17 protein-coding genes are annotated in these 16,685 nt (G+C 47.2%); 11 read left to right on the top strand and 6 right to left on the bottom strand.

Annotated features, from left to right (window positions below):
* Window positions 1-129 precede the first annotated feature (129 nt).
* From QUB68_RS09865 to QUB68_RS09850, 4 genes are all read left to right on the top strand, one after another.
* Window positions 130-537 (top strand): DUF309 domain-containing protein, encoded by a 408-nt coding sequence (locus tag QUB68_RS09865; RefSeq protein ID WP_332991725.1) that lies wholly within the window; start codon window positions 130-132, stop codon window positions 535-537.
* A gap of 380 nt (window positions 538-917) precedes the next feature.
* On the top strand, window positions 918-1,430 hold the full coding sequence (locus QUB68_RS09860) for an LptA/OstA family protein (RefSeq protein ID WP_332991949.1): 513 nt from the start codon (window positions 918-920) through the stop codon (window positions 1,428-1,430).
* A 448-nt stretch (window positions 1,431-1,878) separates the two neighbouring features.
* Complete coding sequence (gene lptB, locus QUB68_RS09855) at window positions 1,879-2,607, top strand: LPS export ABC transporter ATP-binding protein (RefSeq protein WP_332991947.1); 729 nt, start codon at window positions 1,879-1,881, stop codon at window positions 2,605-2,607.
* Window positions 2,608-2,788: 181 nt separating this feature from the next.
* Window positions 2,789-3,955: an LptF/LptG family permease gene (locus tag QUB68_RS09850; RefSeq protein ID WP_332991723.1), complete on the top strand. Its 1,167-nt coding sequence runs from the start codon at window positions 2,789-2,791 to the stop codon at window positions 3,953-3,955.
* A gap of 488 nt (window positions 3,956-4,443) precedes the next feature.
* On the opposite strand, the gene QUB68_RS09845 is transcribed toward QUB68_RS09850, so the two are convergent.
* Window positions 4,444-5,799 (bottom strand): hypothetical protein, encoded by a 1,356-nt coding sequence (locus QUB68_RS09845; protein ID WP_332991721.1) that lies wholly within the window; start codon window positions 5,797-5,799, stop codon window positions 4,444-4,446.
* Window positions 5,800-6,223: 424 nt separating this feature from the next.
* Window positions 6,224-7,384 (bottom strand): IS200/IS605 family element RNA-guided endonuclease TnpB, encoded by a 1,161-nt coding sequence (gene tnpB / locus QUB68_RS09840; protein WP_332991720.1) that lies wholly within the window; start codon window positions 7,382-7,384, stop codon window positions 6,224-6,226.
* Window positions 7,385-7,482: 98 nt separating this feature from the next.
* On the opposite strand from tnpB, the gene pgl reads away from it, so the two are divergent.
* The 5 genes from pgl to QUB68_RS09815 all read left to right on the top strand — a co-directional run bounded on the left by pgl (window position 7,483) and on the right by QUB68_RS09815 (window position 11,419).
* A complete protein-coding gene (gene pgl, locus QUB68_RS09835) occupies window positions 7,483-8,202 on the top strand; it encodes a 6-phosphogluconolactonase (RefSeq protein ID WP_332991718.1) in 720 nt (239 codons plus the stop codon).
* 203 nt (window positions 8,203-8,405) lie between these two features.
* Window positions 8,406-9,197 carry an FHA domain-containing protein gene (locus tag QUB68_RS09830; protein WP_332991716.1) on the top strand — a complete coding sequence of 264 codons (792 nt, stop codon included), beginning with the start codon at window positions 8,406-8,408 and terminating at the stop codon, window positions 9,195-9,197.
* Between the two features lie 82 nt (window positions 9,198-9,279).
* Window positions 9,280-9,771: an FHA domain-containing protein gene (locus QUB68_RS09825; protein WP_332991714.1), complete on the top strand. Its 492-nt coding sequence runs from the start codon at window positions 9,280-9,282 to the stop codon at window positions 9,769-9,771.
* A gap of 56 nt (window positions 9,772-9,827) precedes the next feature.
* Entirely contained in the window at window positions 9,828-10,571 is a 744-nt protein-coding gene (locus QUB68_RS09820) for a PRC-barrel domain-containing protein (protein ID WP_332991712.1), read from the top strand.
* A gap of 389 nt (window positions 10,572-10,960) precedes the next feature.
* The gene (locus QUB68_RS09815) at window positions 10,961-11,419 is read left to right on the top strand and encodes an FHA domain-containing protein (RefSeq protein ID WP_332991710.1); all 459 of its coding nucleotides are present in this window, start codon (window positions 10,961-10,963) and stop codon (window positions 11,417-11,419) included.
* Window positions 11,420-11,560: 141 nt separating this feature from the next.
* Here QUB68_RS09815 and QUB68_RS09810 read toward each other — a convergent pair whose 3' ends face one another.
* Window positions 11,561-12,139 carry a DUF1997 domain-containing protein gene (locus QUB68_RS09810; RefSeq protein WP_332991708.1) on the bottom strand — a complete coding sequence of 193 codons (579 nt, stop codon included), beginning with the start codon at window positions 12,137-12,139 and terminating at the stop codon, window positions 11,561-11,563.
* A gap of 212 nt (window positions 12,140-12,351) precedes the next feature.
* Here QUB68_RS09810 and pheA point away from each other — a divergent pair, with 212 nt between their 5' ends.
* Window positions 12,352-13,299 carry a prephenate dehydratase gene (pheA, locus tag QUB68_RS09805; protein WP_332991707.1) on the top strand — a complete coding sequence of 316 codons (948 nt, stop codon included), beginning with the start codon at window positions 12,352-12,354 and terminating at the stop codon, window positions 13,297-13,299.
* Between the two features lie 29 nt (window positions 13,300-13,328).
* On the top strand, window positions 13,329-13,973 hold the full coding sequence (locus QUB68_RS09800) for a pentapeptide repeat-containing protein (RefSeq protein ID WP_332991705.1): 645 nt from the start codon (window positions 13,329-13,331) through the stop codon (window positions 13,971-13,973).
* Between the two features lie 33 nt (window positions 13,974-14,006).
* On the opposite strand, the gene QUB68_RS09795 is transcribed toward QUB68_RS09800, so the two are convergent.
* From QUB68_RS09795 to rpsJ, 3 genes are all read right to left on the bottom strand, one after another.
* Complete coding sequence (locus tag QUB68_RS09795; RefSeq protein ID WP_332991704.1) at window positions 14,007-14,945, bottom strand: PspA/IM30 family protein; 939 nt, start codon at window positions 14,943-14,945, stop codon at window positions 14,007-14,009.
* 217 nt (window positions 14,946-15,162) lie between these two features.
* Window positions 15,163-15,807: an LON peptidase substrate-binding domain-containing protein gene (locus tag QUB68_RS09790; protein WP_332991702.1), complete on the bottom strand. Its 645-nt coding sequence runs from the start codon at window positions 15,805-15,807 to the stop codon at window positions 15,163-15,165.
* Window positions 15,808-16,352: 545 nt separating this feature from the next.
* On the bottom strand, window positions 16,353-16,670 hold the full coding sequence (gene rpsJ, locus QUB68_RS09785; protein WP_442923062.1) for a 30S ribosomal protein S10: 318 nt from the start codon (window positions 16,668-16,670) through the stop codon (window positions 16,353-16,355).
* Between the last annotated feature and the right edge of the window lie 15 nt (window positions 16,671-16,685).

Genomic DNA, 16,685 nt, shown 5'->3' with positions numbered 1-16,685 from the left:
GTTGTGAACTGGCAGCAGTTTTGAAAAAAGGTCGTTATTTTTCCTGTTTTTAAGACTTAGCTATTTAAAAAAAATATCGCCGCCTACTCAAACACACATCCCATCAAAAAATCCCTAATCTCCAATTGCATGACAGAGGAAATGCCGATCGAGTTTTGGCAAGGTATCGAACAGTTTAACAGCCAAGATTTTTACGCTTGTCACGATACTTTAGAGGCTTTGTGGATGGAATCTGGCGAGCCGAAAAAAAAGTTTTATCAGGGAATCTTGCAAATTGCCGTCGCGCTTTATCACTTAGGAAATGAAAACTGGCGCGGTGCAGCAATTTTGCTGGGAGAAGGCATAAATAAGCTCAGTTATTATCAGCCGAGTTATGCCGGAATTGCCGTTGAAGATTTACTGAGAGAAAGTGCTAAACTATTGAGCGCTTTGCAGCAAGCCGGGCCGGCAAAAGTAGCAGAATTTCTGCCGTTGTTCGCGGGTACAGAAGTTGCAGGCTTGCAATTGCCGCACATTATAAAATTAGAACAAACTTAAACAGCATAAAACTTGATCATAAATTATTGGACACGGTTTTATTTGATTATTTGGTTTGATCGTTCGGACGAAGAGTCCTGATTGACTAAAAGTCACGCCAGAGAGGACTCTTCGTCCTCACGATCAAACGGCAGGCAGAGGACTGAAGTCCTCACTATAAACTGTAAATCAGCCAAACAGGTCGTGAAAATGGCTGTTGTCTTGCTAGGATAAGTGGTTGACGCTCTCGGCCAGGTCGATCGACCTCACGGGACTTTTTCACGGCCGTTAAGATATAATACCTAACCGATCGGGTGTGGTGGAGCTAATCTCCTTAGAGAAAAATCAGGGGTGAGATAATGCCCTTCAGCAATTTCAAAAATTTTGAGGCTTGCCAAGCTATGATGCCCTCCGCTAAACTACTCAACTCCCGCATATTCAAAGGATTATCGCTGCTGTTGTCCCTGACTCTGGCCGGCGCGATCGCGAAACCCACCTACCCGCAAGCCGCGCCGCCCCGCACTCTTTCCGTGCGATCGGACATTCAAGAAGCCGACTCCAAAACCGGCATCGTGACAGCCCGCGGCAACGTCCAAATCAACTATCCAGCCCGCCAAATCCAAGCAACCGCAGCTCAAGCTCAATACTTCAGCCGCGAGCGCCGGATCATTCTCAGCGGCGACGTTTACGTATTGCAGCAGGGCAACAGCCTGCGCGGCGAAACCATCACATACTTGATCGATGAAGGGCGGTTTATTGCCCTGCCAGACAACCCAGGACAGGTAGAATCCGTTTATCTGGTGGCCCCGGAACAAGATTCAGCAGCCCAAAATGCGATCGGCCCCAAACCTGCCCCGGTTAATCCCAATCCTGCTGCTAAACCGCCCACACGTCCCCGAACAGCTCCCAAATAACAACCGCTGGTATCAGCAAAATTTCGCATCGGCAAAAACATACTACTTGGGATAGATGCGAAATTTCGTTGTCTTAAGATTAAAAAGTTTTAGTATGTAGAAGATCGACTTGAGACGCGATCGCACAAGCCTGAATTCTGGAATTTAACTGGCAAGTAAATCCACCTAATTAAACGTAAAATACGGATCGCTCAAAGGCTTGCTGTGTATTTCCTTCTTCCTTCTTCCTGATGACTAATGACTTATGACTCATGACTGATGACTAAGGAATTTTTATGTCTTCTTCCTTCTTCCTGATGACTGATGACTGATGACTAGCCTTCGACTTCGCGAGCGGCTAAAATGACTGATGACTAATGACTGATGTTCGATCGCGGGGACAGCACTAATGACTAATGACTAATGACTAATGACTAATGACTTCTACTTAAAAGTTGCCTTGGCGAGCATGAAAATTGTCCTAGAAAATATTCACAAATCCTACGGAAAACGTAATGTAGTCAGTCGCGTCAACCTTTCGGTAGCCCAAGGAGAAATCGTAGGACTCCTCGGCCCCAACGGTGCCGGCAAAACCACAACATTTTACATAGCCACCGGATTAGAAAAACCCAATCAAGGAACAGTTTGGCTCAACGATTTAGACATCACTAAATTACCGATGCACAAACGAGCCGAGTTGGGAATAGGCTATCTCGCTCAAGAAGCCAGCATTTTCCGCAACATGAGCGTGCGCGACAACATTTTGTTAGTCCTAGAACAAACTCAAGTACCACGCTGGGAATGGAAGGAACGAGTCGATTTCCTGTTGAAAGAATTTCGCTTAGAAAAAATAGCATCCAGTTTGGGAATTCAAATTTCGGGGGGAGAAAGGCGGCGGACTGAGCTAGCGAGAGCCTTAGCCGCTGGGCGAGACGGCCCGATGTTCCTATTTTTAGACGAACCGTTTGCAGGCGTCGATCCGATCGCCGTTGACGAAATTCAAACGATAATTGCCAAACTGCGCGATCGCCAAATCGGCATCCTGATCACCGATCACAACGTCCGAGAAACCCTCGAAATTACCGATCGAGCCTACATCATGCGAGACGGTCAAATTTTAGCATCCGGCGCTGAAGAAGAACTCTACAGCAACCCTTTAGTGAGACAGTATTACTTGGGCGACAACTTCGTGCGATAGTTTTTCTAGCCACCGCCAAAGGAGTTAAGACAGATGCCGTAGGGGCGGGTTCGCCTAAATATAAATATCCCAGCCCAAATATCTATAAACCCGCCCCCCCCACTATAAAAACACAACCCAGAATTTTAGAATTGAAAATTTAAATTTCAGATTAAGGAGCAAACCGCAAAAACGCCAAACTATGAAAATAGCAATCTCCAAATCTTTCAATCCCCTCAACTGGCTGCCGAGAATTTCAGTAATGGACTGGTACATTACCAAAGAACTCATCGGCCCATTTCTGTTTGGCGTCGGACTATTTACCTCAGTCGCCGTCACCGTTGGAGCCTTATTTGAATTAGTCCGCAGAGTAGCAGAATCAGGCCTCTCCTACGGCGCCGCCCTCGAAATTTTTCTACTGCAAATTCCGTACTTCGTAGTATTGGCTTTCCCCATGTCAATGCTGCTAGCAACCTTAATGACATACAGCCGAATGTCCAGCGACAGCGAACTCATCGCCCTCCGCAGTTGCGGAGTTAGCGTTTACCGATTGATCATGCCAGCAGTAATTATGAGCTTAATCGTTGCCGGCTTCACCTTTGGTTTGCAAGAGTTAGTCGTACCCGCCGCCAGCTACAGAGCTACATTAACTTTAGACAGAGCCCTGAAGCGAGAAAAACCCACATTTCAAGATCGAAATATTATCTACACAGAATTTCGCAAACCAGAAAAAGGCGGTGAAGAAACCCTGTCCCGCTTTTTTTATGCAGAACAATTTGACGGCCAGCAAATGAAAGGTTTAACAATTATCGATCGCTCCACCCCAGGCCTCAATCAAATCATTTCTTCAGAATCAGCTACTTGGAATCCCTCAGAAAACACCTGGGATTTTTTCAACGGTACCGCTTATCTAGTAGCTCCAGACGGCTCTTACCGCAATATAGTTAGATTTCAACACCAGCAGTTGCAACTCCCCCGCACGCCCTTAGATTTAGCTGCAAGAGTCCGAGATTTCAAGGAAATGAACATTGCCCAAGCTTTAGAGCGTTTGGAAATCATTAAAAACAGCGGCGACGCACCGCAAATTCGCAAACTCAAGGTGCGAATTCAAGAAAAATATGCTTTTCCTTTCGTGTGCCTAGTATTTGGTTTAGTGGGAGCAGCTTTGGGAACTCAACCGCGCCGCTCCGGCAAAGGCACGAGTTTTGGTATTAGCGTGGTGGTGATTTTCACTTACTATGTATTCTCTTTCATCACCAGTTCGATGGGCGTGAAAGCTGTTTTAACACCGATACTGTCGGCTTGGCTGCCGATCGCATTTGGCTTAGGAATCGGAGGATTGTTGTTGGGACGGGCAGCGTCTAGATAAGTTTAACCAATAAGATTGGGGAATTGTTAATTGGGAATTAACACAACTCAGTCGTAGGGTGCGACGAAGAGCGATAAATCCCTAACTCAATATCGACAATCGAGCTCTTCGTCGCACCTGATACCATTTCTAAAAAGTCTGGCATTGCTGATTTACGGTATGACAGGCTAAATATGCAATTCATAAAAACCAGCGTCTACAAAGCTTCTAGATTTTAAAATTATTTATTTCATACCCTGATTAAGCAATGCCAATATAAAAAGTCTTACCACAAAAAAGTATTAGGTTTGTTTCCTCAACTATAGCGGTTCTCAAGCGTGGTGAGGAGAGCCTCATGCCCTATGCCCATAGCCCTATGCCCTATGCCCACGGAGGCCTATGCCCTATGCCGTTCGCGTACCTCATCTTTCTGAGAAAGGCTATATTTTATCAGGTGCGGATCTGTGAGATTGTCTGTCAAATTTAGGGATTCTCAAAGGTGACGCACCCTACGGATTACCAAAAGTATTGATTTCGCCGCCGCCAAGGTAGCGTCCCGGAGTCAGGGAGCGCGGAGTAGAATAAGGTTCCGGTTGAATTTGTCCAACGCCCTGATTATTTGTGTTTTGAGGAACAACTCCAAAGTTAGGCTGGGCCGGCAAATTAAGCCGACTCGGTTGAGCTTGTTGAAATTGAGAATTCGCTGAATTGGGAGAGAATTGAGGGCTAATTATCTTGCTTTCCCCCGCACTAGGAAAAGAAGATTGACTGACATTGGGCACTAGCAGTATTGGCGCAGGTGTGGCGACGGTGAGTGCAGCCGGTTGAACTACAGGGGCCAACCCCGAGCCGGATAAATTAGTTTGGTAGGGGTTTTTGGGCACAGCCACAGTTGCAGGCGCTGCATTAATTTCCGGCAGGCTCGGTACTCGGGAATTTAACCCGGAAAATGATTCAGGGGCTGTAGCTGCCGGGTTTAAAAATTGTTGAGATTCGTTGATAATTGTATTTGTTTGAGCTGGAAGTTGGGGAAGTGCTGCGGGAACATTCACAGGATTTGCTCTGCCTTGAGCTGTAGCCGTCGTTGGTAGCAAATTTACCGAATTTGCCCCAGTTGCACTCGAAGCCGGTCGATCGAGCAATTTAGCCGAGTTAGCAGTTTTCACAGCCGTCGTTGCCGAAGTGGTAGCAGCGACGTATTTTTTCATTGCTGCTTGCAGCGGACTCAAAGTCAGAGCATTGTCGTTTTGTTTGCCTGAACTCGCACCGCTCGATGCCTGCGGTAATGTTGCTGTCTGCATACCGCCAGACTCGCCGAGCGTTTTGCTGTCGGAAATCAAGCCGCCGTCGCTAGGTGGACTTAAAACTGCTGTCGGGTTTGAACTTGGCAAGCTGGAATTTTCCAAGTTGTTGTTGGCTGTCCCCACCGCAGGATTTTGTAACTTTGCTAAGGACACAAATGTGTTGGTTTTCCCCTGCTGGGGTGTTGAAGAGGCTCTGGGAATTTCACTCCCGCGACGATTTTCCTCGAATAAACCTTTGGCTGTGACGGATGGTGAATTTAATAAGTTCAGTTCAGAATTAGAGCGATTGAACTGACTCACTAGCACCGGCAAGCTGTCGATTTCTGCTGCAATGGCGCTATCTTCAGCAGACAGCCCGGGGATCGTCGCAGCCCGATTGTTTGAGGCTGCTGCTTCTTCGCCATCTATGCTCAACCTTTCGGGATGTACTGAGACTTCCCAGATAAAGAATCCCCCCGCACACAGCACGGCTAGCGGAGCCAAAACCGCCGGTTGCGTCCAGTGGCGCAACCGCGCTATTAGATAGCGGACAGATGTAGGGAATCTCTGAAAATTTGACATAGTTTTGCTTTCATCCGAGCCTGCGGATTTAAAACTATTTTCCTTAGTTTACCACATCAATGTTGATTATTTTTGCGCTCCCGGGGTCAGTGCGATCCTCTTCGTTGATGAGCCTCCCGTAGGGGCGGGCTTTCATAAGAGATCGCTTCGCTAACGCTAACGGACGAGTCGATCGCAACTTGCTACAGATATATCCAACAAGTGAAGCTCTCTCAAGCACTGACAGAAATATGTGTTGCCTAAAAAAAAGCCGGCATAAAAATGATAAAATCTGACGACACGGGGTGTTGAGCGTGCAAGAGTGTAAGCCGATCGACCAAACAACAAAATTTCCCAGCAAAATTGGCAATTGCTGAGAACAACACCCAAGAAAAGTTGAGAGGAATTTGACAACTCCCCAGCCTGAAGGCGTGGGATTCTTCCTTCACCCAACATCGCCTCTAAAAGCAGTGCCTTTAGATGGTCTTACACGTTGTCCAGAAGCAGTAGCGAGATGCCCTCCCGCCAAAATTCGTAAACCTTCATCTCTGATGTTGATAGCCGCGTTGATATCCCTGTCATGCCTCATCTGGCATTTAGGACATTGCCAACTACGGATATCTAAACTCAGAATATCTATTTGATGCAAGCAGTTATTACAAGTTTTTGAACTCGGGAAAAATCGATCTACTTCAATATATATTTTCCCTGACCATTGGGCCTTGTATTTTAACATGGTGCAAAATTTACTCCAGCCAGCGTCAGTAATTGACTTGGCTAGCTTGTGGTTTTTCACCATGTTTTTTACGGCGAGATTCTCTACTACGATGACTTGGTTTTCGTCAACTAATTTACGACTTAGTTTGTGTAAAAAATCTTCTCGGCATCTAGTAATTTTGATGTGGACTATAGCAACTTTAATTCGTGCTTTGTTCCTATTAGCAGAACCCTGATGCTTGCGGCTGAGTTGCTTTTGCTTTTTAGCAAGTCTTACCTCATATTTGCGATTATATTTGGGATTGCCGTGCTTGGTTCCATCTGAAGTAATGGCATAGTGAGTTAATCCCATATCTATGCCTAAAGCTTTACCTTCTGATGTTGACTCTGGCTGGTTTTTACCGTCATCATAGAGACCAGCTCCATAGTATTCCCCAGATGGCGTCAGAGATACAGTCACAGACTTTAATTTCCCGACTGGAAATCGAGATATTTTGCCGTAAACTTTACCTAATTTTGGCAAAGTTAAGTAGCTACCATCTATTTTTATTTTTTGACGGAAACGAATAGATTGCTTTTGTTCCTTCTTCTTAAAATTTGGGTATTTAGCCCTCTTTTCAAAGAAATTTAAGAAGGCAGTAGACAGGTCTAACGCTGCTTGCTGCAAACATTGTGATGGAGGTTCTGTTAACCATTCATGTTCTTTTTTTAAAGATGGTAGTAGGTTAATTATCTGATTACGACTTAAACCTTTACCTGTTGCTTTGTAGGTTTCGTTAGTAAGGTTGAGAGCAAAATTGTAAAACCATCGCGCACAGCCAAACGACTTAGCCAGCAATACCGCTTGCTCGTCGGTTGGATAGATTCTGTACTTATAGGCTTTTAACACATTGCTTACCAAACAACTGATGCTATGGTAAACTGAAACGCAGCTCAATGTAAAGTCCCCCTACAAGGGGGAGGTTTTAAACCCAATTTTTCTGATAAATGCAAAAAATAGTAGAAGTATTAGTAAATCGGGAAGAACTAATAGAGCGATCGCTCCGGGTTGTCCTGTCGAAAATCACCGCAGCCATCTCCGAACGCGGACTTTGTACGATCGCCTTAGCCGGTGGAAGCACACCAGAACCGCTCTACAGAGCGATCGCCACCCAAGACCTACCTTGGGACAAAATTCACGTTTTCTGGGGCGACGAACGGTACGTTTCCCCAGAACACCCGGACAGCAATCAAAAAATGGCGCGCCTGGCTTGGCTCGATCGAGCAAACATCCCCGCCAGCAACATCCACCCCGTGCCCACAGGCTCCGGTGCCCCCGCAGCCGACGCCAAGGCCTACCAAACCGAATTGCAGCAGTTCTTCAAAATATCCGACGGCGAGTTTCCCGCGATCGACATCATTCTATTGGGCATAGGAGACGACGCCCACACAGCCTCTCTATTTCCCGGCACCGCAGCCTTGCAAGTGCGCGACGCCCTAGTAACTGTCGGCAACAAAGACGGTCAACCCCGCATCACCTTTACAGTCCCCTTAATCAACCACGCCCGGTGCGTCATCTTCATGGTGGCCGGAGCCAGCAAACAACCAGCCCTGGCTCAAATTTTTGCCCCCGCAGCCGACCCCATGACCTATCCGGCCAGACTCGTTCAACCTGAGGGCGAACTTTGGTGGCTGCTCGATGCGGCCGCTGGCGAATCAGTAAAATAGCCGACAGAGCGCTTGGGCAAACACATTCAGCACTATCACTAACTCAATCTTTCCCTTCAACCCGAATGTCACGGCGCAAGCTCAGTTGCTAGTATTAGCGAATCAATATGAGAATTGTGGCGGTTAAAGTTAAAATTTGACCATATACACGACTATTTTTATGAGGCTGATTTGAAAAGAAGGCCTTCTTCAAGGAGAAATCGATGATTGTCTGTCCCAATTGCAATCACCAGAACCCCGACGGGGCCAGCCAGTGCGAGGCTTGCTACACGCCTTTACCCGTTACCGCAAGTTGCTCAAACTGCGGTGCTGCGGTTCAGACAGATGCAGCATTTTGCGGTCAGTGCGGCTTTAACTTGCGTCCGGGTTCCACAGTTCCAGAAGTTGAGTTAACTGTACCGTCCGCCTCCACGGTCGGCCCCACAGTGGTATCGCCACCGGTGCAGCAACCCGCACCAACCGAACCCCTGATTGCACTGGAAACTGTAGTTACCCCAACTATCGGGCCGAACTTGGAAAAAACTCCCGACACCATTCCTCCGATTCCAGAACCCCCGCCGTTGCCCTCGGTTCCTGTTACAACTGAATCGGTGACAACAGCAGTAAATACCTCTCCCCCAGTTCCAGACTTACAGCCAGCGGGTGTGGCGAAAACTCAACTGCAACAGCAGTCGGCGCGCCTGATACACGTTCAGACAAATACGCCGATCGAATTGCCTCACAGTCTGTCTGTGGTTCACATCGGCAAGCCCAATGACTTGGTGCCGCCGGATATTGATGTTTCGGGATTTGCTAATTCTGAGATAGTTTCTCGGGTGCACGCAAATCTCCGGGTGGAGGGAGATGCTTGCTACCTAGAAGATGTAGGCAGTTCCAACGGCACTTATGTCAACAATACTCCCCTGCCCAAGGGCAACCGACACCGGTTGCGACCGGGAGACCGCATCTCTCTGGGCAAAGGAGACCTGGTTACATTTCTATTTCAAATCTCTTAGATCGAGTTTGGATTGGGCGATCGAAAGTCTAACATCTAAAATCGCATCTTGAGGCGCTCTACCAAAACTCAATGCTGCCAATGTGATTAAGCTGACCTTGCTACATCCACTCCAGTCTATACCCGTCCGCAGTTGGATCTTTGAAGACGAGCAGGTCGTCCGCATCGGGCGATCGACCGAAAACCACGTCGTTCTTTTTAGCGCTGTGGTTTCTCGTCGCCATATCGAATTGCGGCGCAGCGGCATAACTTGGGAACTGATCAATTTAGGTACCAACGGCACTTACCTCGATGGTAAGCCGATCGCTAAGGTTCCCATTGTGGACGGTCTGATCGTTCACTTAGCTCGCTCTGGGCCGAAAATTCAAATCAACGTCGGCCCGGATCAGTCCTCAGTCCAGTTAGGGCTTCTTAGCGTCAAGCCAAGGGATGAATTGGCAATTAACGCTCCCTCGGGGGGCGCCTCCCTTAGGACGATTCCTATTCGCGACCAAAAAGAAGTTGGCACTTCCAGGGATGAGGAAGAGTTAACTGAGGCAGAAAATACTCGCCATTATTCGGAAGAAGAATATTAAATCGGCATCTTTGAACGATCGACATTTTTCTATCGGCGGCACTCAGGAGTTTATTTATGAGCACATCACAACCACAGATTGTTAAGCGCAGCGAATTGCAAGGCCGCCGCACGATCGACCGCAGAACCGCGGAAGAGGTCGGCAGGGTCGATCGGCTGTGGCTCGATTCTCACTCTCAGCGGGCGATCGGCTTTACTTGCAAGTCGGGACTTTTGGGCAGCAAAAAAACCTGGTTCGCTTGGGCGCAAGTTGATACGGTGGGCGAAAATGTTTTTGTCACCATTAACCCGGAACTGCCCCCATTGGATCAGCCGGAACAAGCTGTCTGTCCGATCGGGCTGGAAGTTCTCACCGACGCCGGAAATAAAGCAGGTACGGTGGTTGACTACCTATTTGATGCCCGCACCGGTTCAGTGCTCAGCTACCTGTTTTCTTCGAGCGGCTGGCGCGGTGTTTTAGACGGGATTTACTTGCTGCCGGTGGCCGCTATTTCGACCCTCGGCAGCAAGCGGGCGATCGTCTCTGAGGCTGCTGTATCGGAACCCGTGCAGTACGCAGAGGGACTTCACAAAAAAGTCGGTCAGGTAGCAGAGTTTTTGCACGAGGATTTCGACAGAACTTTCAAAAATGCGGCCGGCGTCAAGCGCAACGCTCAAAGTCTGGCCCAAAAACTCCAAGATAAAGCTCTAGAAGTCAGGGATGTAGCTCAAGAAAAAGTTGCAGAGTTGAAGCAGCGACAAAGGCATGACTCTGCACCGCCCTCGGCGGCCCCGGAGCCGCCAGAGTCGGATTTGTTCTGAAGTGGGGCCTTGGGAATCGAGAAAGCGACTACTTGCCGATCGCGTTTTTGGGGCGGCACGCTCCTGCAAGGTCGATCGGCGGTATTTTCGGTGCATGAGATTGAGGTTTCTGTGCCAGGCATTCCAGTGCTGCTCAAAGCATTGTATTTTAAAGGTATCGCATCAATAAGGAAAATGTTAGCAACTCAAAAATACCTATGCTGTTTGATACTACCAACTCGTATTTTATCTAGAAACTCCGGCATTAATAATTGGTTAACTTCTGTAGCGCGAGGGAGTAGCGGCGCACTGACAACGCCTTTAATCATCAAATTTTTTGCGGTTTTATCCCCAAAATTTGCTCTTGAATCATCCCTGTTTCTGTATTGCGGGGGAGTGTCAAAATATTCGTGATTACCTTAACTCTGCTACATCCTATCCAGTCTGTCCCGGTTCAAAGTTGGTGTTTTGAATCGGAATCTGTGGTGCGGATCGGTCGATCGAACGACAATGATGTAATTATTTACAGCGCTGTAGTTTCCCGCCACCACGTAGAACTGTGGAATCATGCTTCTGGGTGGGAAATTATTAATTTTGGTGCTAACGGCACTTATGTAGATGATAGACCGATCGCTCAGGTGTCAGTGGCGGACGGGATGACCATTCGCTTGGGCAATTCCGGGCCAAAAATCCGAATTCGGGTGGGCGCGACGAATGTGCAAACGGGCAAAATAACCAGGTCGCCGCAGCGCGAACTCGCCGACCAAAAGGACGAAGTTTCAAAAGACAAATCAACTGCTTGGTCTCTGGCTGGGGGAATCATCGAAGACGACGAAGAGGGAGCGCTGACTCACATCGATCTTGACTGACCGACCCCTATCTAAGCCGGCAGGCTAACTCCAACACAGTTCAGGGTGTACTATTCGATGGCGTGACCGATCGCTGGGCAATTGAGCTGATTTTTGCCCGCATAGGTCTCTAAATTAATTAACAGCTTCTATACTACCAATTTAGCCTTCTAGAGATAAGATTTGGGGGATATCGCTCGATATTACCTCTGTTTCGCTGCTTGCCCAGTGGCGGTAATCTAAAAGCAACTGGTACATCAACCGCTGTTTGACGCTCAGCAGCACGCTTTTGAGCAAACCGTTGCCCGTTGCTTCTAAAATTGGTTTGGGCGTCAGCCAAAACGGCGGCGGTAACTCTACTTGCACTTCCAAATCGGCTTTTCCCTTCAAGTACGTTACCCCGCTGGTTTGGTGTGCCGCAAGCTGTCCTTTGAGATTGAGAGCAAAGCGATCGTTTATATAACCCACACCGAGAATTTCGCAAGCAACAGACTCCAAATTGATCGTGCCGTCCGACTCCGCCCACACCCTCATGTCTACTGTGGGTTGAATGCTCAGCATCATAAATTGTAGCGGGCGCATTTTGAGGCGGAAACAGTCATCGCTTAGCTGAACAGTACGAGTGCGATCGACTAGGGCATTTACCAGTCGCCTCGGCTGGCGCAGATAATGTTGAATGGGAACCCGTTCATCTGGTACGGCGATCTCAACGGATTGGGAAGAATTAAAGCTGATATACATGAGAGGATATCAATATATAGGATTTGTAAGCATATCTTAATAAACTATAACTTTTTTAAGGCGATATCAGTCGCGCCTTAACTCACGCACTCCCGCAATGTCATCCGAGAAATAACGGATAAAACCTTTCTGGACTGAGGCTAATTTTTTCATCATACTTGCTGCCCGATTAGAGTAAAGCAAACATTTGTAACGCAAAATTGCCGATTATTATGAAAATTTCGTTAGCGAAGCCCTCGAAGAGGATCGCACATCTCGGCCCTAGAGGTACTAATGCAGAAACAGCCGCTCTGTCTTATGTCAAGTGGTTAAGCCAAGAAACTAACTCGGAATGCACCCTGTGTCCTTATTCCACCATTTCTCAGGCACTAGAGGCATCTGCCTCTGGGCTGGTTGACTTTTCAATTGTGCCGGTGGAAAATTCGATCGAAGGTAGCGTCACCGTAACGCTCGATACCCTGTGGCGGCTGGATGCACTGCGAATTAAACACGCCTTGGTGTTGCCGATTTCCCACGCGCTGCTGTCAAATGCTCAAAGTTTTAATGAGATTCAAAAAGTTTACTCTCACCCGCAAGCCCTCGCTCAGTGTCAGTTGTGGTTGAGCAAGTTTATCCCAGCGGCTCAATTGATCCCGGCGAATTCAACCACGGAAGCCTTGCAGTACCTGGAAGATAGCAGTATAGCGGCAATCTCTTCCCCCAGAGCCGCCGAACTCTACAAATTGCCGGTGCTAGCGAGCCCGATTAATGATTATCCCGACAATTACACTCGATTTTGGATACTTGGCCCGGATGCAGGAAAACTGGGAAACTCCCCAGAAGCCCACGACTCATCCATTACATCCGCCACTACACCACCTGCTAACTCGTACTCCGACGCAACGCCCGCGAATTGCACTCACACGTCACTGGCTTTTAGCGTACCTGCCAATATGCCGGGAACACTGGTAAAACCTTTACAAGTATTTGCCAGTCGCGGTATTAATTTAAGTCGGATTGAATCTCGACCGACTAAGCGATCGCTCGGAGAATATATTTTCTTTATGGACGTTGAAGCGGATGCTTGTTCTACATTAGTGCGATCGGCACTAGAAGAGTTAAAAAACCACACGGAAACTTTAAAAATCTTTGGTTGCTACAGTGTACTATCAGTAGTATAATTTTAAGTACAACTTAGGAGGCTAGCCAGATGAATGCTGATGAACTTCTGAAGCGATATGCAGCCGGAGAAAGAAATTTTCATGAAATCAATTTGAAACAGGCTTCTTTGCGAGAAGCTTTCCTGATTCATATTAATTTAGCCTGTGCTAATTTGACAGAAATCAATTTAGTTTTGGCAGATTTAAGTTGGGCAAAACTAAATTTTGCAGACCTTAAGAATGCTTGCCTGGTAATGGCAAAACTAAATGCTGCCGATTTGACTGGAGCCAATCTAACTTTTGCCAGATTGACAGGAGCTGACATGGTTGAGGCTAACCTGAAAAACGCCAATTTGAGCGACACAAAAATGATAGGTGTTGATTTTACCGGCGCCTGCTTGTACGGTGCCAACTTAATGGAAGCCAACCTCATTGATGCTTGCTTGGACAAAACAGACCTCAGAGAAGCCAATTTAAGTGAGGCAAAACTCCGGGGAGCGAGTCTCCAACAGGCTAACCTGACAGGAGCATTTTTGTATGAAGCCAATCTTCAGGGCGCCGATTTGAGAGGAGCTGACTTGCGCGGTGCTAATTTAAGCGGAGCCTTTTTATGCGGTGCTAACCTCGAAGGCGCTAAGCGTGATGACGAAACAAATTTAAGTGGGGCGATTCACTTTTGCATTAGACAACTCTGAAATCACGCAATATATACGCGCAGAATTCGACAACTAAGGACGGAAAAATATATTATTCATTTGGCTGAAAGTGCAGTTAATTTGCTCCTGTACCTTAGCAAAGTGAACCTGCATCTTGAGGATCTCTTTCTTAGAATTAGCTTCAGCAATCTTACTTTCCAAAGCTAACAAGTTGCGGTTGAGAGTTTCTACTCGTACAGTTTGTCCGTCTAAATCAATTTTTACTTCTGCCACTTTATCTAACTCGATCTGCTTGCGAACCCAGGCGTGTCGCACCGAGTTTTCATCTCCTTTTTCAAGAGCTAGCAAAGCTCGCTGCTGCCACTGATTGGCTTGAGATTCAGCTTGATTGTACTGCCACTGAATCCGCAGTTGGGCGGAAATCGCGCTGCTAACAGCCTGACGCAGTTGCTTGAGAGGTTCCTGAATTTCTAAGATTAACAAATCCCAAAAATTCATCAGTTCCCTGGTAAATTCTTCCCGTTCTACAGAGGCTACCAATGCTTCTAACAGCAACAAATTTGGCTGCATCTGCTGCATAGTTGTCTCAAATATTAACTGTGCTTCTGACAACTGTCGATCGCTAGTTTTGGCTGAGACTGCACCGGGTGAGTTCTCTAATATTTTTTGAGTTTTGTCTGCCCCAGTTTCGGAATCTAAACTTGCAGGTACAAAGGCCTGTAATCTTTCGCGGGCGATCGCACTCAGCCTGTCTCGCAGCAAATCGCAGGCCGCGCGCTGCACTGGCCCTGTTTCGCTTTGACAAATCTTGATGACTATTTTTATGCCTGCATCGCCGTAATTCAAGGACTCCTTGAGGGCTGCAATTCGATGTTCGCTGACAGAACTAGACAGTCGGTGTTTCACTCCGGCTAGTCCGCCGAGCACGACACCGCCCACAGGAGGTGGCACTTGACCGCCTCTAACTGCATCGTATGGTTTCGGTTGGTCGATATTTTCTAACACAAGCATCTAATTTTGGAACGGGCAAGATGCCCGTTCCACAGAAAAATTTATTTTTGTGGAACGGGCATCTTGCCCGTTCCTAGATATTTTTGTAAAAGGTCTATTAATTCTCAATTATTTAATCTCCAATGCGAAAATCTAAAATCGAAAATAGTATGATTTGTGTGTAAATTTGGCTTCAGTGCAGGCAAAACCGATCGTACTTTTTGCCTGCACCAATTCGCTACTGGAGCGTATCTTTCAATACAGTCCTTGCTGCCAAGTGATTGCGAGTAGAAGTTAAAATTTCGGTTTCGCGTTCCAATCTCGCTGCTGTATCTTGCAATTCTAAAAGAGTTTGCTGTTCAGTCGCTGCACCGTAAAGGTAGCTGGCTACCCAGTAGGACAGTTCTGTGGGCAAACTGGGAATGTCATCCGGTAGGTCGATCGGCTGATCCATCAATTTGCTAGAGAGGCGAACTACATCTCTTAGCAGTTGTTCGACTTCTTTGCCCAAAGATCGGAGGTCTTTTTGGGGCGGTTCGTCTTCAATCCATTCTACTAAACCGACTAAATAGGGTTTTTCCCGAACGGCATCGAGGACTCGGAACCGTTGCTGTCCGAGAGTCATGATTTTCATGCGATCGTCCGGGAGGCGCTGGCAATGAATTACTTCGGCGCAACAGCCAACGGCTGAGACTTTGTTTTGGTTGGGGTCCCACATGAGCACACCGAAACGGCGATCGCCCTCCAGAATCGTATTCATCATAATTCGATAGCGAAACTCGAAGATTTGCAGCGGCAGCGGTCTACCTGGAAATAGAACCACTTCCGGCAACGGAAATAAGGGGAGTTCGCGAACTGCGGAGGAGGAGGAGGAGGATGCCATTGTCGCTCAAAGGTGACGGTACTTGCGCTTCTTTTTCTTACTTTAACTGATTTGAGTAATTCTGGGACGGGGACGATCGGGCTTTTGCGACGCAGATTCGATCTATCGATCGCGATCGCCCATGCTCCCAGCAACCGCTGCCAGCTCTAACAAGCCGTCATGCCTTCAAAATGATAAAAATTATGTTTTTGCTTAAATAACTATTTCAAACGCTATGATACCCACTTTAAAATCAGCGTTTGTTTGATTATCCCTAATTTATAAAAATTTACCTTTAATTGGAGCGATTTACTTACAAACCAATGACTACTGACGAATGACTACTGACTACTGACGAATGACTGCTGACTAATGACTGAGGGCGGGTTTTGCCCTTTTTTTAGTCATTTGTATCATATATCCTTAGCTAAACCCGCCCCTACAAAATGCTAATGACTAATGACTGCTGACTAATGACTAACGACTGCTGTCGATCGCACTTTTAGCAAAAAAGGAACAATGTATTTTTCCATTGTTCCTTCTTTCTGCGTTTGAGATGCGTCAATCTACAGCTTGACTTCGATATCTACGCCGGCTGGCAAATCCAGTTTCATCAAAGCATCAATTGTTTTGGCTGACGGCTGGTGAATGTCGATAATGCGACGGTGCGTGCGGGTTTCAAAGTGTTCGCGAGAATCTTTGTCTACGTGGGGCGATCGCAGCAAGCAATAAATCCGTCGTTTTGTCGGTAGGGGAATCGGGCCGATCGCGGTGGCTGCTGTCCGATTTGCTGTCTCTACAATCTTTTCGCAAGATGCGTCTAAAATTCGGCGATCGAAAGCTTTGAGGCGAATCCGAATTTTTTGCTGTTGAATTGTTGCCATTTTTTTTGTTGAATT

Origin of the sequence: Microcoleus sp. A006_D1, assembly GCF_036702805.1 — a bacterium.
In the GTDB taxonomy this organism is placed as follows: Bacteria; Cyanobacteriota; Cyanobacteriia; order Cyanobacteriales; family Microcoleaceae; genus Microcoleus.
The sequence above is the reverse complement of the archived record's forward strand: the minus strand, read 5'-3'. Positions and strand labels throughout refer to the sequence as shown.